The 22,102-nt window shown below is 71.9% G+C and carries 27 protein-coding genes; 14 read left to right on the forward strand and 13 right to left on the reverse strand.

Annotated elements, in window-relative coordinates:
• A partial coding sequence (locus APR04_RS31360) for a transposase (protein WP_372496158.1) occupies positions 1-175 on the reverse strand: 175 nt, incomplete at its 3' end.
• 279 nt (positions 176-454) lie between these two features.
• Here APR04_RS31360 and APR04_RS22585 point away from each other — a divergent pair.
• From APR04_RS22585 to APR04_RS22595, 3 genes are all read left to right on the forward strand, one after another.
• A complete protein-coding gene (locus APR04_RS22585) occupies positions 455-661 on the forward strand; it encodes a hypothetical protein (RefSeq protein ID WP_253874592.1) in 207 nt (68 codons plus the stop codon).
• Positions 658-1,014: a hypothetical protein gene (locus APR04_RS22590; protein WP_253874594.1), complete on the forward strand. Its 357-nt coding sequence runs from the start codon at positions 658-660 to the stop codon at positions 1,012-1,014. Before APR04_RS22585 ends, APR04_RS22590 begins: the two co-directional genes overlap by 4 nt.
• Positions 1,015-1,257: 243 nt before the next feature.
• Positions 1,258-2,922 carry a thiamine pyrophosphate-binding protein gene (locus APR04_RS22595; RefSeq protein ID WP_253874596.1) on the forward strand — a complete coding sequence of 555 codons (1,665 nt, stop codon included), beginning with the start codon at positions 1,258-1,260 and terminating at the stop codon, positions 2,920-2,922.
• On the opposite strand, the gene APR04_RS22600 is transcribed toward APR04_RS22595, so the two are convergent.
• The 3 genes from APR04_RS22600 to APR04_RS22610 are packed head-to-tail and all read right to left on the reverse strand — an operon-like array spanning position 2,919 to position 6,102.
• A complete protein-coding gene (locus APR04_RS22600) occupies positions 2,919-3,764 on the reverse strand; it encodes a carbohydrate ABC transporter permease (RefSeq protein WP_253874597.1) in 846 nt (281 codons plus the stop codon). The two genes, APR04_RS22595 and APR04_RS22600, sit on opposite strands and share 4 nt — an antisense overlap.
• Positions 3,761-4,678, reverse strand: coding sequence for a carbohydrate ABC transporter permease (locus APR04_RS22605; protein ID WP_253874599.1), 918 nt, complete (start codon positions 4,676-4,678; stop codon positions 3,761-3,763). The genes APR04_RS22600 and APR04_RS22605 overlap by 4 nt, the downstream gene beginning before the upstream one ends.
• Entirely contained in the window at positions 4,675-6,102 is a 1,428-nt protein-coding gene (locus APR04_RS22610; protein ID WP_253874601.1) for an ABC transporter substrate-binding protein, read from the reverse strand. The genes APR04_RS22605 and APR04_RS22610 overlap by 4 nt, the downstream gene beginning before the upstream one ends.
• A gap of 139 nt (positions 6,103-6,241) precedes the next feature.
• On the opposite strand from APR04_RS22610, the gene APR04_RS22615 reads away from it, so the two are divergent.
• A complete protein-coding gene (locus APR04_RS22615) occupies positions 6,242-6,763 on the forward strand; it encodes a PH domain-containing protein (RefSeq protein ID WP_253874604.1) in 522 nt (173 codons plus the stop codon).
• A gap of 146 nt (positions 6,764-6,909) precedes the next feature.
• Positions 6,910-8,298, forward strand: a complete 1,389-nt coding sequence (locus APR04_RS22620) for a PH domain-containing protein (RefSeq protein WP_253874606.1) — start codon at positions 6,910-6,912, stop codon at positions 8,296-8,298.
• Positions 8,299-8,354: 56 nt separating this feature from the next.
• Here the strand turns inward: APR04_RS22620 and APR04_RS22625 are convergent, their stop codons facing one another.
• From APR04_RS22625 to APR04_RS22635, 3 genes are all read right to left on the reverse strand, one after another.
• On the reverse strand, positions 8,355-8,681 hold the full coding sequence (locus APR04_RS22625) for a DUF5808 domain-containing protein (protein ID WP_253874608.1): 327 nt from the start codon (positions 8,679-8,681) through the stop codon (positions 8,355-8,357).
• A 112-nt stretch (positions 8,682-8,793) separates the two neighbouring features.
• On the reverse strand, positions 8,794-9,741 hold the full coding sequence (locus APR04_RS22630) for a diacylglycerol/lipid kinase family protein (protein WP_253874610.1): 948 nt from the start codon (positions 9,739-9,741) through the stop codon (positions 8,794-8,796).
• A 68-nt stretch (positions 9,742-9,809) separates the two neighbouring features.
• On the reverse strand, positions 9,810-10,760 hold the full coding sequence (locus APR04_RS22635; RefSeq protein WP_253874612.1) for a helix-turn-helix transcriptional regulator: 951 nt from the start codon (positions 10,758-10,760) through the stop codon (positions 9,810-9,812).
• A 79-nt stretch (positions 10,761-10,839) separates the two neighbouring features.
• Between APR04_RS22635 and APR04_RS22640 the strand changes: the two genes are divergently transcribed.
• The gene (locus tag APR04_RS22640; protein WP_253874614.1) at positions 10,840-11,289 is read left to right on the forward strand and encodes an SRPBCC family protein; all 450 of its coding nucleotides are present in this window, start codon (positions 10,840-10,842) and stop codon (positions 11,287-11,289) included.
• A 24-nt stretch (positions 11,290-11,313) separates the two neighbouring features.
• Here the strand turns inward: APR04_RS22640 and APR04_RS22645 are convergent, their stop codons facing one another.
• Positions 11,314-11,886 (reverse strand): dihydrofolate reductase family protein, encoded by a 573-nt coding sequence (locus tag APR04_RS22645; RefSeq protein ID WP_253874616.1) that lies wholly within the window; start codon positions 11,884-11,886, stop codon positions 11,314-11,316.
• Between the two features lie 182 nt (positions 11,887-12,068).
• Between APR04_RS22645 and APR04_RS22650 the strand changes: the two genes are divergently transcribed.
• Positions 12,069-12,752, forward strand: coding sequence for an alpha/beta fold hydrolase (locus APR04_RS22650; RefSeq protein ID WP_253874618.1), 684 nt, complete (start codon positions 12,069-12,071; stop codon positions 12,750-12,752).
• Between the two features lie 31 nt (positions 12,753-12,783).
• On the forward strand, positions 12,784-13,218 hold the full coding sequence (locus APR04_RS22655) for a VOC family protein (protein ID WP_253874620.1): 435 nt from the start codon (positions 12,784-12,786) through the stop codon (positions 13,216-13,218).
• 67 nt (positions 13,219-13,285) lie between these two features.
• Here the strand turns inward: APR04_RS22655 and APR04_RS22660 are convergent, their stop codons facing one another.
• The gene (locus APR04_RS22660; protein ID WP_253874623.1) at positions 13,286-13,879 is read right to left on the reverse strand and encodes a hypothetical protein; all 594 of its coding nucleotides are present in this window, start codon (positions 13,877-13,879) and stop codon (positions 13,286-13,288) included.
• A 136-nt stretch (positions 13,880-14,015) separates the two neighbouring features.
• Here APR04_RS22660 and APR04_RS22665 point away from each other — a divergent pair, with 136 nt between their 5' ends.
• The 4 genes from APR04_RS22665 (at position 14,016) to APR04_RS22680 (ending at position 16,044) form a co-directional block, all read left to right on the forward strand.
• Positions 14,016-14,225, forward strand: coding sequence for an EF-hand domain-containing protein (locus APR04_RS22665; RefSeq protein ID WP_253874625.1), 210 nt, complete (start codon positions 14,016-14,018; stop codon positions 14,223-14,225).
• A gap of 186 nt (positions 14,226-14,411) precedes the next feature.
• A complete protein-coding gene (locus APR04_RS22670) occupies positions 14,412-14,561 on the forward strand; it encodes a hypothetical protein (RefSeq protein ID WP_253874627.1) in 150 nt (49 codons plus the stop codon).
• 217 nt (positions 14,562-14,778) lie between these two features.
• Positions 14,779-15,405, forward strand: coding sequence for a TetR/AcrR family transcriptional regulator (locus APR04_RS22675; RefSeq protein WP_253874630.1), 627 nt, complete (start codon positions 14,779-14,781; stop codon positions 15,403-15,405).
• 210 nt (positions 15,406-15,615) lie between these two features.
• The gene (locus APR04_RS22680) at positions 15,616-16,044 is read left to right on the forward strand and encodes an organic hydroperoxide resistance protein (protein ID WP_253874632.1); all 429 of its coding nucleotides are present in this window, start codon (positions 15,616-15,618) and stop codon (positions 16,042-16,044) included.
• 157 nt (positions 16,045-16,201) lie between these two features.
• Here the strand turns inward: APR04_RS22680 and APR04_RS22685 are convergent, their stop codons facing one another.
• Entirely contained in the window at positions 16,202-16,729 is a 528-nt protein-coding gene (locus APR04_RS22685; RefSeq protein ID WP_253874634.1) for a CGNR zinc finger domain-containing protein, read from the reverse strand.
• 374 nt (positions 16,730-17,103) lie between these two features.
• Between APR04_RS22685 and APR04_RS22690 the strand changes: the two genes are divergently transcribed.
• Together APR04_RS22690 and APR04_RS22695 are read left to right on the forward strand one after the other, a co-directional pair.
• Positions 17,104-18,081 carry a hypothetical protein gene (locus APR04_RS22690; protein WP_253874636.1) on the forward strand — a complete coding sequence of 326 codons (978 nt, stop codon included), beginning with the start codon at positions 17,104-17,106 and terminating at the stop codon, positions 18,079-18,081.
• A 276-nt stretch (positions 18,082-18,357) separates the two neighbouring features.
• Entirely contained in the window at positions 18,358-19,266 is a 909-nt protein-coding gene (locus tag APR04_RS22695; RefSeq protein ID WP_253874639.1) for an ArsR/SmtB family transcription factor, read from the forward strand.
• A 60-nt stretch (positions 19,267-19,326) separates the two neighbouring features.
• Here the strand turns inward: APR04_RS22695 and APR04_RS22700 are convergent, their stop codons facing one another.
• From APR04_RS22700 to APR04_RS22710, 3 genes are all read right to left on the reverse strand, one after another.
• The gene (locus APR04_RS22700; protein WP_253874641.1) at positions 19,327-20,301 is read right to left on the reverse strand and encodes a hypothetical protein; all 975 of its coding nucleotides are present in this window, start codon (positions 20,299-20,301) and stop codon (positions 19,327-19,329) included.
• Positions 20,302-20,399: 98 nt separating this feature from the next.
• Positions 20,400-20,855 (reverse strand): hypothetical protein, encoded by a 456-nt coding sequence (locus APR04_RS22705; RefSeq protein WP_253874643.1) that lies wholly within the window; start codon positions 20,853-20,855, stop codon positions 20,400-20,402.
• A 31-nt stretch (positions 20,856-20,886) separates the two neighbouring features.
• Positions 20,887-21,936 (reverse strand): DNA topoisomerase IB, encoded by a 1,050-nt coding sequence (locus APR04_RS22710; RefSeq protein ID WP_253874645.1) that lies wholly within the window; start codon positions 21,934-21,936, stop codon positions 20,887-20,889.
• Between the last annotated feature and the right edge of the window lie 166 nt (positions 21,937-22,102).

A 22,102-nucleotide genomic window follows, 5' to 3' on the forward strand; every position in this document is an offset into this window, starting at 1 on the left:
GCTGCTTCTTGTACGCGTTCACCCAGTTCCGCAGAGTCTGCTGCACCACACCATTCTCACGCGCTACCTGCGCGATAGTGCGTGAGCTCCGGATCACTTCCTGGACGCACGCGTCCTTGAACTCCGGTGAATACTTCTGTTCCGCCAACGGGCCATTCCTTCCAGTCAATCCCAAGAATTATATCTTGGGGCCAACTGTCCGAGAACCGTAGGGCGCCTCAAAGCCATCGAGACCGAGACCCGCGATGATGCAGACGCGGAGATGGTCTACAACTTTCACGTCGAGACCCACCACAACTATTATGTCTAGGCTGGCGCTGTCCCGATCCTGGTCCACAATGCCGCCCATGTTGGCCCGAACGGCACGTACGAGCCCAACCCGAAACATGGCCTGAGCCAGCGTGGTAAGGCCGCGCCCGAGCCCGCGGACGGGCAAAAGGCGCTGGATCGCTCGGTGCCCTACAAGAACACCTCGACCCGGCGTGTGGCTGTGGACAAGGAGAACGGGGAATTCGTCGTGCTCGATGAGCACGCACCTGGAAAGTTCCATGGTCACGTTCGGGAGTGGAACGGAACGCCGAACCAGCAGGGACTCAGGGACGAGATGAAGAATGCACTCGTAAAGAACGGCGATGTGAACAGGAAGGGGAAGATACTGTGAGCCTGGAGTACTACAAGTCGGAAGAGATTGACCGTGGGAAATTCCTGGCAGCCATCGAGGATGGCGAATCATTGCCTCTGCGCGAAGCGATGATATCTGCGGCCTTTCACATCGACGACTGGAAGTGGTTGCAAGGGCAATACGTCGAGCTTCTTGGGCATGACGATCCCTGGGTACGAAAAGTCGCGGCCACCTGCCTGGCCCATGTGGCACGAATCCACCGTCGTCTGGATGTCGCGGTGGTTCGCCCATTGATCGAAGCACTCCTGGATGATCCGGAAACCCGTGGCCACGCCGAAGACGCGCTCGAGGACATCGAAGACGTGATGCTCGTGGACGGCTCTGCAGGCTAGATCTCCGTGGCCGACATCTACGGAACGACCACTTGGCACCTGGACGGGGCGATATGCGCCCTCGTGCTGCACGAGAGCAGCCGCACCAACCTGGAATGACCCGGGGGGATATACTCCCGATCGTCAAGGCGGACCACACCGCCTGCGCTCGAAAAAGGGGCGCGCGACGGGCCCAGAGCCGGGCCCGCACGGGACACATACGGACCGCACCACTCATCCGTCACTGTTTCCCTGGAGGCCCCCGTGCCCACCGTGTCTGCCCACGTCGCCCGTACCGTCGCCCGCCACGTCGACCACGTCTTCGGCGTGATGGGCAACGGCAACGCCTGGTTCCTCGACGCCCTCGAACGCTCGACGACCGCACGCTTCACCGCCGTCCGCCACGAGGCCGGCGGGGTCGTCGCCGCCGACGCCCACTTCCGCGCGTCGGGCCGCATCGCCGCGGCCACCGCCACCTACGGCGCGGGCTTCACCAACGCGCTCACCGCGCTCGCCGAGGCCGCGGCGGCCCGCGTGCCGCTGGTCCTGCTGGCGGGCGACGAGCCGACGTCGGGCCCCCGCCCCTGGGACGTGGACCAGATAGCGCTCGCGGCCGCCGTCGGCGCCCGCACCTATACCGTCGGCCGCGCCGACGCCGCGGCCACCAGCGTCATCGCCATCGAGCACTCCCTGACCTACCGCGTGCCCGTGGTGCTGGCCATCCCGTACGACGTCGCCGCGCTGGAGGCAGGCCCGGTCCCCGACGCGCCGGAGCCCACCCTCCCCCAGCCCATGGCACCTACCGGGCCGTTCGACGCCGCCGCCATCACCGACCTCGCCAAGCACCTCGCCGGCGCTGACCGGCCGCTGCTGCTCGCCGGCCGGGGCGCCTGGCTCGCCGGCGCGGGCAAGGCGCTCGGCGACCTCGCGGAGGCGACGGGAGCTCTGACGGCGACCACGGCGCTGGGCCGCGGTGTCTTCCCCGACGACCGGTACGACCTCGGCGTCGCGGGCGGCTTCGGCGCCGAGCGGGCGATGGAGCTGGTCCGCGAAGCCGATGTCGCCGTCGTGGTCGGGGCGTCGCTCAACCAGTTCACCATGCGCTTCGGCGACCTGTTCGCGCCGGGCACGCGCGTGGTCCAGGTGGACACCGCGCCGGCGGCGACGCACCGGCACGTCGGCGGCTTCGTCCGCGGCGACGCCGCGCTCGTGACCCGCATCCTCATGGACGAGCTGCACACCCTGGGGGCAAAGCCGTCCGGGTGGCGGGAGTCCGTGGACGTCGCAGCGGCCCGCCGCTACGAGACCGGCCCGGCGGACGGGATCGCGCCGGACGGGCGCCTCGACCCGCGCGCCGTCGCGCACCGCCTCGCGAGCCTGCTGCCCGCCGACCGCGTCGTCGTCTCCGACGGCGGGCACTTCATCGGCTGGGCCAACATGTACTGGCCCGTCGCCTCACCCGACCGCATGGTCATGGTCGGCACCGCCTACCAGTCCATCGGGCTCGGCTTCCCCAGCGTCGCCGGCGCTGCCGCGGCCCGCCCCGACGACGCCGTCGTGCTCACCACAGGCGACGGCGGCGGGCTCATGGCGCTGGCCGACCTCGAGACCGCGGTACGCACCGCCGGCGGGCGCGGCATCGCCGTCGTCTGGAACGATGCCGCCTACGGCGCCGAGGTGCACGTGTACGGGCGGCAGGGCATCACGAAGGAGCCGATGCTCATCCCCGAGACGGACTTCGCCGCGCTCGCGGCCGCCGTCGGCGCCGAGGGGGTCGTGGTGCGCTCGCTCGCCGACCTGGATCGCCTGGCGCGGTGGGCCACCGAGCCCGTCGCCGACCGCCGCTTCCTGCTGCTCGACTGCCGGGTCTCGGGTGACGTGGTCGCCCCGTACCAGGAGGAGATCCTGGCGGCGAACCGCACGCACTAGCCCTTGGTCCCCGTCGTCGCGATCCCCTGCACGAAGTACCGCTGGCCCGCGAAGAACAGCAGGATCATCGGCACGGTGGTGATCACCGACGCCGTCACCACGACCTCCCACTGCGACTCGCCGCCCGGACCGAACTGGTCGATCAGCGCCTTGAGCCCGCGCGGCACCGTGAAGGTCGCCGCGTCCTGCAGGTACACCAGCGGGCGCAGCAGGTCGGTCCAGGATGCCTGCGCCTCGAACAGGAACGTCAGCACGAGCGCCGGCCGGCACAGCGGCACCGCGACCAGCCAGAACAGCCTCCACTCGCTCGCGCCGTCGAGCCGGGCCGCCTCGAAGGGCTCACGCGGCAGGCTGAGGAAGAACTGCCGCAGGAGGAACACGTAGAAGGCGCTGGCGAACAGGTTGCCCGCCCAGAGCGGCACCGTGGTGCCCACGAACCCCAGCCGGTGCCAGATGAGATACGTAGGGATCAGCGTGACGGCGCCCGGCAGCATCATCGTCGCCAGCACCACCCCGAACAGCGGCCCCCGCCCGCGGAACCGGTAGTGGGCGAACCCCCACGCGACCAGCGCGCTGGAGACCGTCACCGCGGTGGCCGCGAGCGCCGTCACGACCAGCGTGTTGCCCAGCCACAGGGCCAGGGGCGCGGACTGCCAGACGGTGAGGTAGTTCTCGAGCGTCGGGTGCTGGGGCACCAGGCGGTTGTCGAAGATCTCGGCCCGCGGCTTGAACGAGGCCGACAGGAGCCAGATCAGCGGGTAGACGAAGACGATGGTGAGGACCACCAGGGCGGTGACGACCACCGCCCGGACCCAGCGCCTGCGGCGGACCGGGTCGCTCATCGCTGCTCCCCCTCGTAGTAGACGAGCCTGCGGGACACGAGCAGCTGGACGGCGGTCACCACCATGATGACGGCGAACAGTAGCCACGCCAGCGCGGAGGCGTAGCCCATGTGGAGCTCGGCGAAGCCCTCGCGGAACAGGTAGATCACGTAGAAGAGCGCAGCGTCGTTGGAGTAGGTCGAGTTCCCGGCGCCGAAGTAGGCCGAGTACGCCTCGGTGAACATCTGGAACGCGGCGATGGTGTTGACCACGGTGACGAAGAACAGGGCGCCGCTGATCATGGGGATGGTCACGGTCCGGGTGCGGCGCCACCAGCCGGCGCCGTCGACGCGGGCGGCGTCGTACAGCTCTACGGGCACGTCCTGGAGCGCGGCCAGCAGGATCACGACGGCGGCGCCCACGGACCAGAGGCTCACCAGCGCGAGGCCCGGCTTGATCCAGTCGGGGTCTGTGGTCCAGCTCGGCCCGTCGATGCCTATGGTGCCGAGCGCCTCGTTGACGAGGCCGTACTCGCCGTTGAACAGCAGGAGCAGCAGCACGCCGACGGCGACGGGGGGCGTCATCTTGGGTATGAAGAACGCGGTGCGGAAGAACCCGGAGGCCCGGCCTGCCTGGTGCAGCAGCAGGGCGAGCGCGAGCGCGACCAGCACGTACAGCGGCACCTGCAGCAGCGTGTACTGCAGGGTGTTCCAGAGCGCGAGCCGGACCTGCGGGTCGTCGACCATGCGCTCGTAGTTGTCCAGGCCGACGAACGACGGGTCGGTCAGCACGTCGTAGTCGGTCAGGGAGAGGTAGCCGCTGTAGAAGATGGGCCAGGCCGTGAAGACCAGGAACCCGAGGATCCAGGGGCTGATGAAGGCCAGGCCTGCGGTGCGCTCGCGACGGGCGCGGGCGCTGGGACGTGCGGTCGTCACTGCTGTTCGTCCCACGTAGCCCACGCCTCGTCGAGGGCGGACTGCGCTTCCTCCTGTGCCTGGGCCATCGCGGCGGCGGGCTCCTGCTGGCCGTTGAGGACCCGGTTGACGCCGTCCTGCCAGGCGGTCTCGAACTCGGCGCCGGCGGGGTTGGCCGGGAGCGTGAAGGTGTGGTCGTTGGCCGCGTACATCGCGTCGATCGCGTCGTCCCACGGAGCGGGCGGGTCTGCGGGCACGAGCGTGTCGCGGATCTGCGCGTCCGCCTCCTCGTTGCCGGTCAGGACGCCGGTGAACACCAGGCCGTCGGCCGCCCGCGCGTCCGCCCGGACCTGTGCGGCCTCGGCCCAGGCCTCGGTCTCGGTCATGCGGGCGGCGTACGCGCAGGCTGCGGCCGGGTCCGCGGCGCCGACCGGGATCGCCCAGGCGGACCCGGTCGCGAAGGCGTGCACGTCGCCATCGGGTCCTTTGACCGGGCCGAACGCCAGCGGGGCGTCGGGTGAGCTCTCGTTCAGCACGTTGACGTACCACTGCTCCATCGCCATGGCGCCGAGCTGTCCGGTGGCGAACTGGTTGCCCGCCCCGAAGAAGTCCGCCGAGTCGCGGTACGTCTTGACGTCGGGGAAGCCGCCCTGGGCGTCGTAGACGGCGACGGCCTGTTCGAGGGCCTCCACCACAGCGGAGTCGTCCAGCTGTGCGGTGCGGCCGTCGTCGGACAGGAGGTCGGCGCCGCGGCCCTTGGCCCACAGCGGCAGGAACTCCGGCAGCTTGGAGTCGACTCCGATGACGGACAGCTTGCCGCCGTCACGGCGCGTCATGGCCTCGGTCGCGGCCAGGACGGCGTCCGGGTCGGACCCGTCGACGTCGGCCAGGCTCAGGCCCTCGTCCGCGAGCAGGTCGGCGCTGGCCATGGTGATCTGGACCATGTTGAACTCGGGGATGCCGTAGAGCTCGTCCCCGAAGGTCACCTCGGCCAGCGCCGGGTCGACGAACGCGTCGGTGTCGATCCCCTGCTCGTCGACGCAGGCCGACAGCGGCAGGATCGCGCCACGCGAGGCGAAGGTGCCGATCTGGTCGCGCTCGGCGTAGACGAGGTCGGGCGGGTTGCCCGCGGCCGCTGCCGAGAGGAACGCCTGCGGGTCGAGCGCGCCCTCGGACAGCTTGACCTCGGTGCCGAGCGCCTCGGTCGCGCGGTCGTGGCGCACCTCGCCGATCTCGTCACCCGTGCCGAACCCCATCACCTGGAGCGTGCCGCCGGGTGACGGCGACGCCCCGAAGTCGACGTCGGCGCCTGCGCCGTCGTCCGCGCCGATCCCGGTGGCGCAGCCCGTGGTCCCAAGCACGACGAGGAGCGCCGCTGCCGCGAACGGGCCGACGGCACGGGACCGGTGCGGGCGGCGGGGGCGGTGCGGGCGTGGCGCGGACATGGCGGCCTCCTCCGGGTGGCTGCCGGCTCCGCTCGACGGGCCGACCTCCGGATCATGGTGTGCCGGTGCTGCCGCACTCGCAGTTCGGCGCACGTCGAAAGGCGTTGCCGCAGCGCGCGCCGCTTGGGAGCATGGTGCCGTGACCGCGCCGACCGTCGACGAGAGTCCCGGCCCTGCCCTGCGCCTGCGCCCGCCACGGCACGCCGTGGACCCACGCGCCGTCGGCTGGTGGTCGCTGCAGCTCTGGCTGCTGACGGCCGTGCCGGTGGTCCCCCTGGGGGTGCTGGGCCTGCTGATCGCCCCCGCCCGCCCGTGGCTGCTCCTGCCCGCCGTGGTCCTGGCAGCCGTCGGGGCGCTCGCCGCCCTCACCCTGCCCAGGCTGTGGTTCCGCCACCACCGCTGGGAGGTCACCGACGAGGCCGTCTACACCCGTACCGGCTGGTTCTTCCAGGAGTGGCGGGTCGCGCCCCTGTCAAGGGTCCAGACCGTCGACACCGGGCGAGGCCCGCTGGAGCAGCGCTTCGGGCTGGCGACGCTCACGGTGACCACGGCGTCCGCCAAGGGGGCGGTGAAGGTGGAGGGGCTCGACGCCGAGACGGCCGCCGCGCTCGCGGCCGACCTCACCGTCGCCACCCAGGCCACGCCAGAGGACGCGACCTGAGCGGCGACGGTGCCGCGTGGGAGCGGCTGGACCGACGAGCCTTCCTCGCGGGCGCGCTCTACACCGCAGGCCCCGCCGCTGGAGCCGCACTCATCACGGGGTACTGGCTGGCCGTCGGCACCTCGGTCGGGGCGGCGCTGGCCTGGGTGCTGCCGGGGTTCGTGGTGGCCGTCGCCGCCGGCGCCGCGTCGGGCGAGTGGATGTGGCGCGTCACGAGCTACCACGTCGACCCGGAACGGTTCCACGTCAACACCGGCGTCGTGTTCCGCAAGCGCCTCGCGCTGCGCAGGGAGCGGATCCGTTCGGTCGACCTCACCGCCGACCCGGTGCTCCGCATGCTCGGCGTCGTGACCGTACGGGTGGGGACGGGCGAGCACGCCGGGACGGAGGGCACCGTCACCCTCTGGCCGGTGCGCCAGGAGTCGGCCGACGCGCTGCGCGGCACCCTGCTGGCGCACGCCGCGCGCCCGGACGGTCCTGGCGCCGAGGACGCCGGCGACGGGATGCTGGCCCGGGTGGACCGGCGCTGGATCCGGTTCGCACCGCTGTCCTTCCTCAGCCCGACGCTGGGCGGCGCCGCGGCCGGCGGCACGCTCCAGGTGGCCGACTGGTTCGGGATGCAGGTCCGCGTGGTCGAGACGGTCGGATCGTGGTTCGGCGTCGCGCCGGCGCTGCTCGTCTCGGCCGCGCTCGCCGTGGGCCTGCTCCTCGTCGGGGGCGTGGCCACGGTGGCCATCTGGGTCGAGTACTGGTGGAACCACACGCTGGACCGCAGGCCCGACGGCACGCTCCAGGTGCAGCGCGGGCTGCTGACCACCCGGTCGATCTCGCTCGAGGAGTCCCGGCTGCGCGGAGTGGAGGTCGTCGAGCCGCTCGCCGCCCGCCTGGCCGGCGGAGCGCGGGTCGACGCCGTCGCCACCGGCCTGGCGACGAGCGAGGAGGACAAGACCGACAGCCGGACCCTCCTGCCGGTGGCGCCAAAGGAGGTAGCCGACCGGGTGGCGGCGGACGTGCTCCGCGAGCCGTCCACCCCGCCGACGGCGGCGCAGCTCACGCCGCACCCGCCCGCGGCCCGCGGCCGCCGGCTGCGCCGGGCGTTCGGCACGGTGCTCGCCGCCGAGGCAGTCCTCGTGGTGCTCGGCCTGCTGCTCACGCCCGTGCTGCTCCACGTGGCCTGGATCAGCGCGCTGGTGCTGGTCCCGCTGGCGGTGCTGCTCGCCCTCGACGCCTACCGCGCGCTCGGCCACACGCTCACCGGCATCTACCTGGTCGCCCGCAGCGGCACGGTCCGCCGAGCGACGGTGGCGCTCCAACGGCGGGCCGTCGTGGGCTGGACCGTACGGCAGTCGGTGCTGCAGCGCCGGGCCGGGCTGATCACCGTCGTCGCGACGACCGCAGCGGGCCGGGGCGCGTACGCCGTCCGCGACGCCGCACAGCAGGACGGCCTCACCCTCGCCGACGCCGCCGTCCCCGGCCTGCTGCGCCCGTTCCTGGTCGGCGCGGACCTGCCGGAACGAGTCCTGCCGCCGGGCTGACGCGCTCGCCCGGTCGGCCGCCCGCCGGCCGGCCCGGCCCAGCCGGTCCGGCAGGGTCAGACGCCGACCTTCTGCCGCACCACGGCCACGGCCTTGCCGAGGTTCACGCTCCACCCGACGCCGAACACGCGGGGCCCCACGACGTGCTCGGCCTCGGGGTCCCACAGCCGTTCCCTGGCGCGCTCCAGGGTCGGGACGCGCAGCTCGTACGGGACGACCGACGCGATCTTGCCGTGCCAGCCGCGCTCCGCCTTCGGTGTGCGCAGCTCCTTCACGACCGCAGCGGCCATCAGCGCGATCGCGACGAGCGTGAGCAGCTTCTTCAAGCCCCCGCCGCCGTGCGCCGCCGTCTCGACGTGGTCGGTGTGCTTCTTGCGCGACATCTTGATGCCTCCCGTGCTCTCGGTATCGCCCCTGTGCGACCCATCTTGGGGCATGTGTCCGCAACTGGCCCGTGCAACGCGCGGACCCGGGCACCACCGGACGGCACAGTGCTCAGCGGACCCGCACGGCGCCCGGCTGGACGGTGACGGCGACCCGGGTGGTCTCCCCCAGGTCCTCGCCGTCGATCTCGAAGACGCGCGGCTCCAGCAGCTCGATGCTCATGCTGCGCAGGCGCAGATGCGTCGCGCTGTCGCTGCTCTCGGCCACGGCGCCGCCGGTGGCGAGCCGCTTGACGCCGTTGTCCCAGACCATGTTCCGCAGCGTGTCGGCCCACCCCGCCGCGTCGTCGGCGCTCAGGACGAGCAGGTCCAGCTCGCCGTCGCTCGGGTCAGCGTCCGGCAGGAGGTTGATCCCGCCCTGGAGGGTTCCGCAGTTGCCGATCAGCAGCGTGTGCACGCTCTCCTGGCCCAGCGGCTCGTCGTCGGCGGTGATCCGGACGTCGAGGGTGTCGCTGGCGGACAGGGCGCGGCCGAGCGACTCCACGTAGGCCAGCCAGCCGACCTTGTCCTTGAGGTCGTCGTCTGTCTCGGTGATCATGTGCGCGTCCAGCCCGAACCCGGCCAGGACCGCGAACGCGTGCCGCTCGGTCCCGCCGTCGAGGTCGATCTCGAGCCACCCCACGTCGATGGCCCGCGCCTCGGCGGTGAGCGCCCTCGTGAAGGCGGCGGCGACGTCGCCGAGAGGAACCCCGAGGTTCCGGGCGAGGAGGTTCCCGGTCCCGAGCGGGACGATCCCCAGCTCGACGTCGCCGCTCGCCTCGGCGAGGTGCTCGGCGACCGCGCGCACGGTCCCGTCGCCGCCCGCGACGACCAGCACGTCGGCGCCCGCCTCGATCGCCGCAGAGGCGGCGCCCTGGCCCGCGTCGTCGACGCTCGTCTCGAACCAGCGGGCCTCCGTGCCAGGGCTCGCCGCGGAGACTGCCTTCTCGAGCGCGGACTCGAGCTCCGTCCTGGTCGTCTTGGAAGGGTTCCAGATGATGCCCACGCGTCGTGCGGTCATGAGCGGAATGCTTCCACAGGACCCGGCAGTCATCGAGCCACGGCCACCGGCAAGCCGCCACCGCCTCCTCAGGAGTCGGCCACGGCAGCGGCGAGCCGCACCGCGAGCGCCCCGACGGCGGCCCGGAGCTCTGGTCCGCCCTCCACCCGGAACGGGAACGGCACGCTCGCCAGCCACTCCTGCGCGTACATCTCGGGGTTGCGGGTGCTGCCGACCAGCACGCACCCGCCGTCCGCCGGCTCGAGCCGTCCCATCTGCGCGCCGACCCAGGGGGCGACGTCGGCGAGCGGGGCGTCGAAGACGACGCGGGTGGTGAGCTGCCACCCCGTGCCCAGGTGCTCCTCGAGCGCCGTCACGGGGTCGAGGCCGTCGGGCGGTTCAAAGGCACGGTCGGTGTCCTCGACCGCGACGACCCGGTCGATGCGATACGTACGGGTCGCACCGGCGCGGTGGGAGTGGCACAGGAGGTACCACCGTCCGTAGCGCACGACGACGGCCCACGGGTCCACCTCGGCGACCCACTCGCTGCCGGACTCGCCCCGGTAGGTGACCAGCACGCGCCGTCGGGCCGCGATCGCCGCGACGAGCTCGCTGGTGACGGTGCTGTCCGGGCGGGCCGCGTACCGGTCCGGCGCGGCGGACGCGTGCTCACGCAGGGCGGACGCCTGGCGGCCGACGTTCTCTGGCAGCGCCCGGATCACCTTGCCGAGAGCCGTGTCGACGAGGTCGTCGGCGTCGGCGTGGCTGTCGAGCACTGCCATGACCAGGCCGAGCGCCTCGGTCTGCGTGAAGGTGACGGGTGGCAGCCGTGTCCCGCGCCCGAGCCGGTAGCCGCCGTGCGGGCCGCGGACCGACGAGACGGGGATCCCGGCCTCACGCAGGATCTCGATGTACCGGCGGGCGGCCCGTTCCGTGACGCCCAGGCGTTCGGCGAGCTCGTTCGCTGTCGTGCCGGGGCGGGTCTGCAGGACTTCCAGGGTGCGCAGCGCGCGTGCGGTGGGGCTGGTCTCGGACGGCACCTCAGCAGGCTATGCCCTCGACGCGCGAGTGGGCCGGGCCCAGGTCACGGTGGGGGCACGCCAACGAAGGGAGAGACTCGTGGCCAGCATCACGAAGTCGATCGACGTGGAAGTACCCGTGCGTACCGCCTATGACCAGTGGACGCAGTTCGAGGAGTTCCCCAGGTTCATGGAGGGCGTCGAGGAGGTCCGCCAGCTCGACCCGACCCACACCCATTGGACGACGAAGGTGGGCGGGGTCGAGCGGGAGTTCGACGCCGAGATCACCGAGCAGCACCCGGACGAGCGCGTGGCGTGGACGAGCCGGACCGGGCCGGACCAGGCCGGTGTCGTCACGTTCCACAAGCTTCAGGACGCCAGGACCCGGGTCACCGTGCAGATGGACTGGGAGCCCGGCAACGCCACCGAGAAGGTGGGCAGCGCGCTCAACTTCGACGACCGGCGCGTCGAGGGCGACCTCGAGCGGTTCAAGAAGTTCATCGAGTCCCGCGGTGCCGAGACGGGGGCCTGGCGCGGCGACGTGAGCTGACCGGCCGGTTCAGCGCACCGCCTCTCAGCGCACCACCTCGAAGACCTGCTTCTGGACGCCGTTCCTGTACGCCTCGTGCTCGACCAGCCGAAGCTGCTGGGCCGCCTTGTCGGCGTCGCTGAACAGCGGCTTGCCCTGGCCGAGGAGCACCGGGAAGACCAGCAGGTGGTAGGTGTCGATGAGGCCGGCGTCGGCGAGCGCCCGGGTGAGGGACACGCTCCCGTGCACCTGGATCTCGCCGACGTCGGTCTTCTTGAGCCGCGCGACGTCGTCCAGTGAGCGCAGGATGGTGGTCTCGCCCCAGGTGTCGGTCAGGTCGTCGTCGGTGAGCGTCGTGGAGACGACGTACTTGGGCAGCGTGTTGTACCGCGTGAACTCGTCCATGTCGGGCCAGACGGGCGCGAACATCTGGTAGCTCGCGCGGCCCAGCAGCAGCGCGCCCGCCTCTTCCTGCTCGCGCTCCTTGAGCTGGAAGGACTCGGGCACGGGGGCGACCGTCCGATAGGTCCACGCCGTGTCGTGCAGCTCGGGGTCTCCGCCGGTCGGGTCGACCTTGCCGTCGAGCGAGACGAAGTGCGTGGCGACGATGGTGCTCATGCGTGGTTCTCCTTGTCGTGGTGGCCACGCGATCCGCGGGCCTTCTGGCAGATCAGACGAGCGGGCGAGCGAAATTCATCGCACCTTGCACGGTTCGGGACAATCCGGAAGTAGAACGTCCGGAACTGGCTCTACCGTGGTGCGCATCGGCATTCTGCCGCACCGACCACGGAAGGAACATCATGGACATCCTGCTTGTCGGAGGCGCCTGGCTCGACACGTCCGCCTGGAGCGAGGTGGTGCCGGAGCTCGAGGCGCTCGGGCACCGGCCCGTGCCGGTCGCGCTTCCCGGCCAGGGCGACGGTTCGACGTCGGCCACGCTCGACGACCAGGTCGCCGCGGTGCTCGCGGCGGTCGACGCCGCGGACGGGAAGCCGCTCGTCGTCGGGCACTCGGCCGCGTGCACGCTGGCCTGGCTCGCTGCCGACGCGCGTCCGGAGGAGCTGGCCGGGGTGGCTCTCGTCGGCGGCTTCCCCTGGGACGACGGCAAGCCCTACGCCGACCTGTTCGAGATCACCGACGGCGTCATGCCGTTCCCCGGCTGGGGACCCTTCGAGGGGCCGGACTCCGCCGACCTCTCCGACGCGGCCAAGCGCGCCTTCGCGGACGCGGCGGTCCCCGTCCCCGAAGGAGTCGCCCGGGGCGTGGTGCACCTCACCGACGAGCGCCGGTTCGACGTTCCCGTCGTGGTGGTGTGCCCGGAGTTCACCGCCGCCCAGGCCCGGCAGTGGATCGACGCCGGCGACGTGCCGGAGCTCGCGCGGGCCAAGCACGTCGACCTCGTGGACCTCGACTCGGGCCACTGGCCGATGTTCACGCGTCCGGCCGAGCTGGCCCGACTGCTGGCGGACGCGATATCTCGATGACCAGGTCGGCACCGGTCGTTATGGTGACCCGATGCCAAAGGTCCAACATTTCCAGGTCACCTTCGACTGCGCCGAGCCGGAGCGGGTCGCCCGGTTCTGGTGCGAAGTGCTGGGGTACGTCGTACCGCCGCCTCCCGAGGAGTTCGCCTCCTGGGACGAGTACACCAGCTCGCTGCCGCCCGAGCAGCGGGACACGGACTTCGCCTGTGTCGATCCGACGGGTGTCGGTCCGCGCCTGTACTTCCAGCGCGTGCCCGAGGGCAAGATCGTCAAGAACCGGGTGCACCTCGACGTGCGGGCCGGCGCCGGGCTCGTGGGCGCGGAGCGGCTTGCCGTGCTCGAGGCCGAGGCCGCACGGCTGATCGCGCTCGGCGCGACGCACGTGCTCACGCAGTACGCCGACGAGGAGAACGAATCCTGCATCACCCTGCAGGACATCGAGGGCAACGAGTTCTGCGTCGACTGACGGACGTCTCCGTCGAGTGCTGGGTTTTTGCCCCTCTACCGCGCGTGGAGGGGCAAAAACCCAGCACTCAACGCTTCAGGCCTAGGGTGCGCAGCTCCAGGTCGGCCAGGCGGCGCACCGCGTCCGGGTCGCCGGCGCGCCACGCGCCGACCGGGTCGTCCGTGATCCGGGTCAGGGTCCGCAGCGGCTGGTTGGCGAGGGCGCGGAGCGCCAGCAGCTCCGGGTCGGCGCCCGCGAACCGCCGGGCCGCGCCCGCGCGGCGCACGAACCGGACGCGGAACGGCACGTACAGGACGGCCACCAGCAGCACCGGGATCAGGAACACCGCGATCCCGACCAGCAGCGCGACGTCGGCCACCGTCTCGGCCTGGGAACGCCCGGCGGCCGCCAGGCTCTCGGCCGCGTCGGCCGCCCCCTTGAACGGTGCGGCCAGGTCGTCCCCCACGGCCGGAAGCCCACCGACCCGCCCCTCGACGTCGTGGAAGCGGCCCGCCATCTCGTCGGCCGCCGACGCCGTCGCGAGCCCCGGCCGCCCCAGCGTCAGGGTCACGTCGTGGACCTCCCGCCCGGCCCAGGCCCACGCCGCGATCCAGGCGACCAGCAGCAGGTCACCCAGCACCTGACGGGCACCTCGGGCCGGTGCGGCCGCATACAACCTCATGGTCTGGTCCTCCGGGCGTCGACGAGTGCCACGCCGCACGGTATCGGACGGCAGCCGACATTCGGGGCGCCACCACGCGACCGTTCTGTGGTTGCATACTCTCCGACTTGTTCCCGGCATCGCGGAGGTACTGCCCATGACCACCAACGACGAGCTCACCCGCACGTTTGTCGAGTTCGACGGCGACGGCGACGGCCGGATCACCGCCGACGAGTTCCGCCGGGCCATGGCCACCCGCGGTGAGGAGACCACCGACAAGGACCTCGACGAGATCTTCGGCAAGGCCGACCACGACCAGGACGGCCGCATCGACCTCGCCGAGTTCACGAAGGCCTGGGACGCCTGAGGGAACTCACCCACCTGGTCAGGAGGCCCTTCCGCACAGGTCCCACCTGGCAGGAGGGCCTTCTCGCTGCGCGGGCGACGCCCGCCCGTCATGCCGCCAATGCCCGAGATGCGAATTACGGCGAACAGGAACAGTATCGAGGTAGCACGGCGCAATCGAGCGTCGTGCCGGAGGAAGGAGATCGACATGCCAACGTGGCTCATCCTCATCCTGGTCGGCGTGGCCCTCGTGATTCTCGGGGTCGCCACCGAGATAGGCCAGTTCCTCATCTGGATCGGTGTGATCGTCGTCGTGGCCAGCCTGATCATCGGCCTCGTCCGGCGCAGCCGGACCTAGCGGCGCCGGCCGCGCCGCGAGCAGCAGGGTCGCCGAGCGCCAGCTCGCTCGGCCACGTGGTCCGCTCGCGGCGCGGCCGACCGCACCGCCCCCTCACCCACGCCGCCGCCCAGGAGACGCTCCCAGGAGACGCTCCCCAGGTAGACGAACCCGTCCGTACACCCCGGCGTAGACTGTTCCGTCAGATCATCCGGGACGGAAGCGAGCAGGTGGCGGCATGAGCACGACGACGTCCGGCGAACCGGCCAGGGGCCCCGTCGGAGCCGGCAGCCCCCGCTCGACCCGGGACCGCATCCTCGACGCGGCGACCGAGCTGTTCTACACCCAGGGCGTCCGCGCGATCAGCGCCGACAAGATCATCGAGCGCGCCGGCATCACCAAGGTGACGTTCTATCGGCACTTCCGGACCAAGGACGCCCTGGTGGTGGCGTACCTCGAGCGGCAGGCCGCGTGGGAGCGGAGCGCGCTGGAAGGGTTGCGCACGTCCGCCGGCGACGACGCAGAGGCGCTCCGGCTGTTCGTCGCCGCGATCGGCGCGGAGAGCTGCAAGCCGGGCTTCCGTGGCTGCGCGTTCATCAACGCGGCGGCGGAGTACGCCGAACCTGACGGGCCGGTCCGGAGGACGGTCGCCGAGCACCGGGCCTGGTATCGGGCGACGTTCGCCGAGATGCTCGGCGGGATGGGTGTGAGCGGCACCGCCGAAGCCGCCGACGAGCTGATGATGCTGCGCGACGGCGCGATGGTGTCGGGCTATCTCGACGAGCCGTCCCGCGTGGGCGCCGCCCTGGAGCGCGCGGTCACAGCGATCGTCGACGCCGGCCGGGCGGCCCGCCCCGCCGGCTGACCACCCGCCGTCGACCACTGCTCGCCCGCGAGCGCCCGCCCGCAGCCCGTCGCCACGAAAGTGGCGGCGGGCTGCGGCCTTTCCAGGACAGTCCCGCTCCTCGGCCAGACCCGGACTTGTGCCGCCGCGGCATCCCACCTACGGTAGACGTACTAGTTCGTCTACCGAGGACCGGCGTACCGCCGCCGGTCCCCACGAAGGAGCTCCACCATGGCTGACAGCATCTACACCGCGATCGCGACGTCCACCGGCGACGGCCGCGCCGGAGGCCGGGCCGCCACCGACGACGGCATGCTGGACCTCACGCTGGCGATCCCGACGGCGATGGGCGGGCCCGGCGGCGGCACCAACCCCGAGCAGCTCTTCGCGGCCGGCTGGGCCGCCTGCTTCCACAGCGCGCTCAAGGGCGTCGCCGCGGCACAGAAGATCAAGTTCGCCGACTCCGCGGTGGTCGCCGAGGTAGGCATCCACCCGGCCGACGGCGGCGCGTACGGCCTGAGCGCCGCACTGCACGTCGAGCTCTCGGGCGTGGACCAGGCCACCGCCGACCAGCTCGTCGAGGCCGCCCACGCCGTCTGCCCCTACTCGAACGCCACCCGCGGCAACATCCCGGTCACGATCGACGCGACCATCGCCTGAGCCGCAGGCGCAGCGCAGGGTGCGGGCCGAGGTACGAGGCACGCGCCCGGAGCGGAGCCGCAGGCTCAGGCGAAACGGGTAGAGCGGAGCCGCAGGCTCAGGCGAAACAGGTAGAGCTGAGCCGCAGGCGCAGCGCAGGGTGCGGGCCGAGGCTCTCTCATCGTCCCGCACCCGTTCGCTCGCGGTGCCTCCGGACCGCCGCCCGGTTGGCGCACCGCACGGAGCAGTACCGCTGACGCCCGTTCCGGGTGACGTCGACGACGACCGCCGTGCACGGTTCGGCCGCGCACCGCCCCAGCCGGTGCATCCCGCGCGTGACCAGGTGGAGCGAGGTACCCACGCTGATCACGGCGCGCAGGACCGAGGACAGCACCTGGCCCTCGTCCCGGTAGTGCAGGTGCCACCCCTCACCGTCATGGTCGGTGAGTCGTGGGTATGCCGCGGTCGCGGCCATCTGTGCGTTCAGCAGCGCGGCGCGCCGCTCCGGGTCCACCGCGTCCACGATCCGCAGCCAGTCGTCGATGACGAGGCGCAAGCGGCCGTGGTCGTCCGGACCCTCCTCGAAGTCCATCGTCATGCCGAACTCACGGGTGCGCGCCTCGATACCCGCGCGGTCAGCCGGCCACTCGTTGGCGAGCGACGCGGCGAGCAGGACCGCGTACTCGCCGTAAGGGTTGAGATGCATAACGCCATTACAGCATCGTGTGGTGCATGGCACCCCCGCACACCCTTCCCGCATCGCGGACCAGCAGGCACCAAGCGCACGAGCACACCTGGACGACCGAATCACGCCACCCGACCTCGACGGGCTGTGTGCTCTACGTGCGGTGCACCACCTGCGGCACCCGCCGCGTGGACCTCCAGGGCGACCGGAACACACCGCCGACTCCCCTGAGCAGGGCTATCGGGGACTACCCGGCCCGCTGATACTTCGCATGATCACCTTGACCACGGGACGCCGTCGACCACAGATTCAGACCCGATGGGTCCGGCACGACACTTTCGCACCGCCGCGCAACGGAGCGCGGGGGCGACCGCCCGGGCCGGACTGGAGTCACTGTGGAATCAGACCGCAAGCCCGTGCTGGACCGGCGGAGCCTCCTGGTGGGCGCGGCGGTACTCGGCTCGGCCGCCGCCCTGGGCATCGCACCGCCGGCCGCCGCGGCGGTGCCCGGCTTCCCCGCCTTCACCCGCCTCGGCGCGGCCCTCGACAGGTCGGCACTCGCGTACAACCCGACGGGTGAGCTCATCTTCCCCTCGGTCCGGCGCGTCGCCGGCCGGGTGCAGAACCCGCTGGGTGCCTGGTACATGTACTACGCGCCGCACGACGCGCCCGGCGGGATCTGCCTCGCCTACGCCGACTCCCTCGCGGGACCGTGGCGGGAGTACTCGGGCAACCCGGTCATCCCTCGCACCTGGTCGCCGCACTACTCGGTCAGCCACGTCTCGAGCCCGCACGCGGTCTGGAACGCCGCGGACGGGCGGATGTACCTGTACTTCCACGGGGAGAACACCACGACCCGGGTGGCGACGTCGGCCGACGGGCGGAGCTTCGCCTACGGCGGCACGGTGCTGCACACCGGGATGCTGCCCTCGAACGTCAGCGAGACCTCCTACGCGCGCGTGTTCCCGCACCCGACCGAGGCAGACACCCACATCATGCTGTTCATGGGCAACCAGGCCGGGACCCGCAAGATCTTCATCGGCTGGTCGAACCAGCTGGCCTCGGGCTGGCAGTTCAAGCACGCCCCGCTGATCTCGCCGGCCTCTGGCGAGGGCGGCCAGCTCTCGGGCGCCCACTACTGGTCGCGGAACGGCGGCGGTCACGTGGTCTACCACAGCGGCGCAGGCACCATCCACGTGGCCGACGTCGGTACGAGCTTCGACCGCGAGAACCACCTCGGCGTCCTGTACACCGAGCCGGTCGCCACCCGGGCCGCGGCGCCGAGCTTCGCCGAGGAGGACGGCCGCCTCTACATGCACTACGAGGCCGGACAGCGCGGGAACACCAACATCGCGATCGCCCGGGCCGGCTGACCGCACCGGCGCACCCCCGACAGGTGGGACGGGACCACGGCCCTGACTCGGCGTACTCGGTACGGCGAGCCAGGGCCGCAGGCCGTGCCGCACCCGGGCCAGCCCGCACCCGAGGCGATGTAGGCGATGTACCAGACAGCGGGACTGCGCCTCTCTACAGTTCGCGCGCGAGCGCGTCTCGTGAGAGCCGGACCAGCCCGAGGGGAACCTGTGCTGCGCATTCACTTCTCCGCCGCCGACCTTGTGCGGACCCGAGTCGGAACACGAGTTGATCCCATGTGGGAGCTCGTCCTCAGCGTCCACCAGGTGACCCGGCCCGAGTCGTACTTCGGTTCCTGGAGCAGGCTCTCCCGACGAAGGCTCGCGGAGGCCAGGCTGCTGCGCGACGCGGAGCTGCTCGCGACCCTCGCGCCCAGCCGTGGCTACTTCCCCGACTTCCTCACGCCCGCGGACCGGCCGGCCGAGTTCGAGGCGGGCGTGGAGACCGCACTGTCCACGAACAAGCACCGTCTTCGCGCCGAGGTCGGCCGGCTCGACGGCGGCAGAGGGGCCGGCCCGTGGCTCGACGACATCGCGGCCGGACGTCCTGCCGCACTGCACCGGCTCGGCCTCGCGATGCGGCGCTACCACCGGACCGTGATGAGCCCGCACGTGGACCAGGCAGCGGAGATCACCGGCCGCTGGGTGGCCCGGCTGGCACACCGGACCCTGACGCACGGCGTGGATGCCGTACTGAGCCGGCTCGGCCCGGCGACCCGCTGGCGGACCCCGGTCCTGGAGGTCGACTACCCGGTGCGGCGGGACCTCCATCTCGAAGGGCGCGGGCTGTCCCTCGTCCCGACGTTCTTCGGCGTCAACCACCCGATCACCCTGGCCGACCCGCTGCTGCAGCCCGTCCTGGTCTACCCGGTCAGCCGCGAGCCGTTCTGGCTGCCCGGTGGCGGCCGCCCCCAGGGCGAGGCCCTGAGCGAGCTGCTGGGCGAGACCCGCGCAGCGGTGCTCCGCCTGATAGACGTCGAGCTGACGACCACGGCGCTCGCAGCGCGGACCAGGACGTCTCCCTCCAGCGTCAGCCGGCACACGGCCGTGCTCCGGCGGGCGGGCCTGATCACCACCCGGCGCAGTGGTACCTCCGTGCTCCACCTGCGCACCACGATGGGCGACGGGCTGGTCCACGGCGGCTGAACCTCAGCGAACCACCGCCACAGCACTCCGGCGGTGGCCGACGTCACGGGCCGGTCGACGTCACGGGCCGGCCGACTCCGGAGTGGCCGTAGGAGAGGCCGACGAGTCCGGCGTCGGCCCAGGGGTCGGCTCGACCGGGGGCTCTGTGCTCGGTTCCGACGTCGGATCGGCGCTCGGGGGCGGGGCCACCGGCGGCGTCGTCGTGCCACCGCCGGTCGAACCCGTGCTGCCCGTGGTGTCCCCCGCGGAACCGCCGCCAGTGGCCCCGCCGCTGCCCGAGCCACCGCCCGAGCCACCGGTCGCGCCCTCGCTCGCGCCGCCATGGTCGGGCGCCGGGCCGACCGGCGCGGCGCCCCCGGACCCGCGCCCAGAAGTCGACCACGGGGCTGCCGGACCTGGCTGGGCGTGCCCGGCGTCCGCGACGCCCGTCACCGCGTCGAGGATGGCCGATCGACGCGTGTCGAGGGTCTTGAGGTAGGCGACGGTGCGCGCTTCGGAGCTCCGATCGTTCGGCGGCCGGATCTCCAGGGCCGCTCTCCCCGCGTCGAGCGCGCGGCGCAGGCTGCGCAACGCCGCGGAGGGCGTCGCGCTCCGAGCGGCAGCCTGAGCATGGGCCGTCTCGCCGTCCTCGACCGCGTCGGCAAGGCGGGTCCGCGCCTCGGTCAAGCGTTCCGTCCCGCCGGCGCCGTCCGACGGCTGGTCATCCAGGGCTACGGCCGGCAGGTCCGGGACTCCCGCGACGGACGCGGCCACGCCGACGTCGTCCGGGTGGTCCCCACCCAGCACGAGCGCGCCGCAGATGCCGAGCGCGACCACCGCGAGCGTCACACCGCCCGCCACCACGACCCGCACCCTCGACCGCGCCTGGTCCGGGACGAGACCGGCCCCGGCACCGTCGGCCGGCGGGCCGTCCGGCGTCGTCAGATCGCCCGCCGACGCCGCTGCCCGCGCCTGCGCCGAACCTGGAATCGGCGTGCCGACCCGTGCCGGCTCGATGTGCTCAAGGTGGCGGGTTGGCCTCGGGTTCTCGATCACGAGGGAACGATAGCGCGTATGGGTGAAATGTCGGTTGAGCCCGTTCCGCGAACGACCGTTGCGCCGAACCGCACGACTCTCTTAGTGAGCCGGCTCCCTCAGTGAGCCGGCGCGCGCTGAGCCGTACGCGACCGAGCACGGCGGCCGCTGATGCTCGGCACACCGTTGGGCCCTCCCGCGTCCCAGGCGCGCGCGATGCCGAGGCGGCGCAGGTGGTCTCCGGTCACCGTGGACCCGTCGGGACCGATCCAGTGCTCGAGGCCGAAGCGGTCATCGGTCGCCGCGTCCCAGCGGCGCATGAAGGGTGTGCCGTTGTCCGCGATGACGACCGAACCGTAAGCGGTGGGCAGCGCGGTGGCCGGGAGATGGATGAGGGTGTAGATCTCTGCGAGGTCCGCCGGGCCCACGGAGGACACGCTGTACCAGTTGCCGTCCGCGTCCCGCTGGACCGCGTACCCGCTGGCGTCCAGGACGACGCTGAGGCGGGGCAGGTCGGCGTCGAGTAGCTCCTGGCTGGTCTGGTAGACGGTGCCGACCTGGGCTGCCTGGGTCATCGCGAGATCTCCTTGCCGTCGAAGGGGGTAATCACCTATCAAAGCGGATTTGTCGCGATTCCGGGGTGCGAACGGTGATGGCGGTCAAAAATTTCAGGAGGGCACGCTCGTCGGCGTCCATCCAGCGGGACGTGCGGACGGCGTTGGCGCGGGACCGCTCGATCAGGCGGTCGAGGTCCTCGCGGTCGTCGGCGAGGATCGCGGGGTGGATGTAGCTCTTGCGGCACACCGCGGGGGTGTTGTGCAGGTGGGCGGCGGCGATCCGGACCGCCTCGGCACGCTGCTCGTCGTGCTCGCGCCCGTTCGCCGGCTCGAGGCGGCGCAGGTGGCCCAGCGCGACCGCGCTGGCTCCCCACGTCCGGAACGTCTTGGCCGTGTAGTCGGCGGCGGTCACCAGGCCGAGGTAGGCGTTGACGTCGCGTGACCCGACGCTCCGGACCTCGTCACCGTCCACGTACTGCAGCAGCTGCTGACCGGGCAGCTCCCGGCAGCGGCGGACGATGTTCGCGACCCGCCGGTCGTGGACCACGACGTCGTGCGGTGTGCCCGACTTGCCCGGGAAGCGGAACCGCACCTCGGCTCCGTCGACCGTGGCGTGCCGGTTGCGCAGCGTCGTCAGCCCGAACGACTCGCCGGACCGCACGTACTCGTCGTTGCCGACCCGGACCAGCGTCGTGTCGAGCAGCCAGACGACGGTCGCCACCACGCGCTCCAGGCTGAGTCGCGGTGCGCGCCGGTCGGCGTCGACCCGCCGGCGCAGCGGCACCAGCGCCGCGCCGAACTCCGCCAGCTCGTGGAACTTGGCGGCGTCGCGGTACTCGCGCCACCGGCGGTGGTACAGGTACTGCTTCCGGTTCTTGGCGTCGCGCCCCGTCGCCTGCACGTGACCGGTGGCGTCGACGCAGATCCACACGTCGGTCCAGGCGGGAGGGATGGCGAGCGAGCGGATCCGCGCGAGCGTCTCCTGGTCGGTGATCCGGGCGCCGCGATGGTCCACGTACGTGAATCCCTTGCCGCGCCGGTGGCGGTGGATGCCGCGGTCGGCGTCGCAGCTGTGGGTGAGCAGGTCCCCCACGCTCATCGCAGCCCCTTCCGCAGGTCTCCCCCGTACCGGCAGGCTTCGCCTCCAGCCACTATGGCCCGGCGGTCCCTGGCTGGCATCCGGTGTCGGCGCGGCCGTCGGACGACGATCGGGTCGTGCCGGCTCGCCTCATTTGCCACTGAGAATGATAATCAGTACGGTTCCG

The organism is Promicromonospora umidemergens (assembly GCF_024171995.1).
GTDB classification, from domain to species: domain Bacteria; phylum Actinomycetota; class Actinomycetes; order Actinomycetales; family Cellulomonadaceae; genus Promicromonospora; species Promicromonospora umidemergens.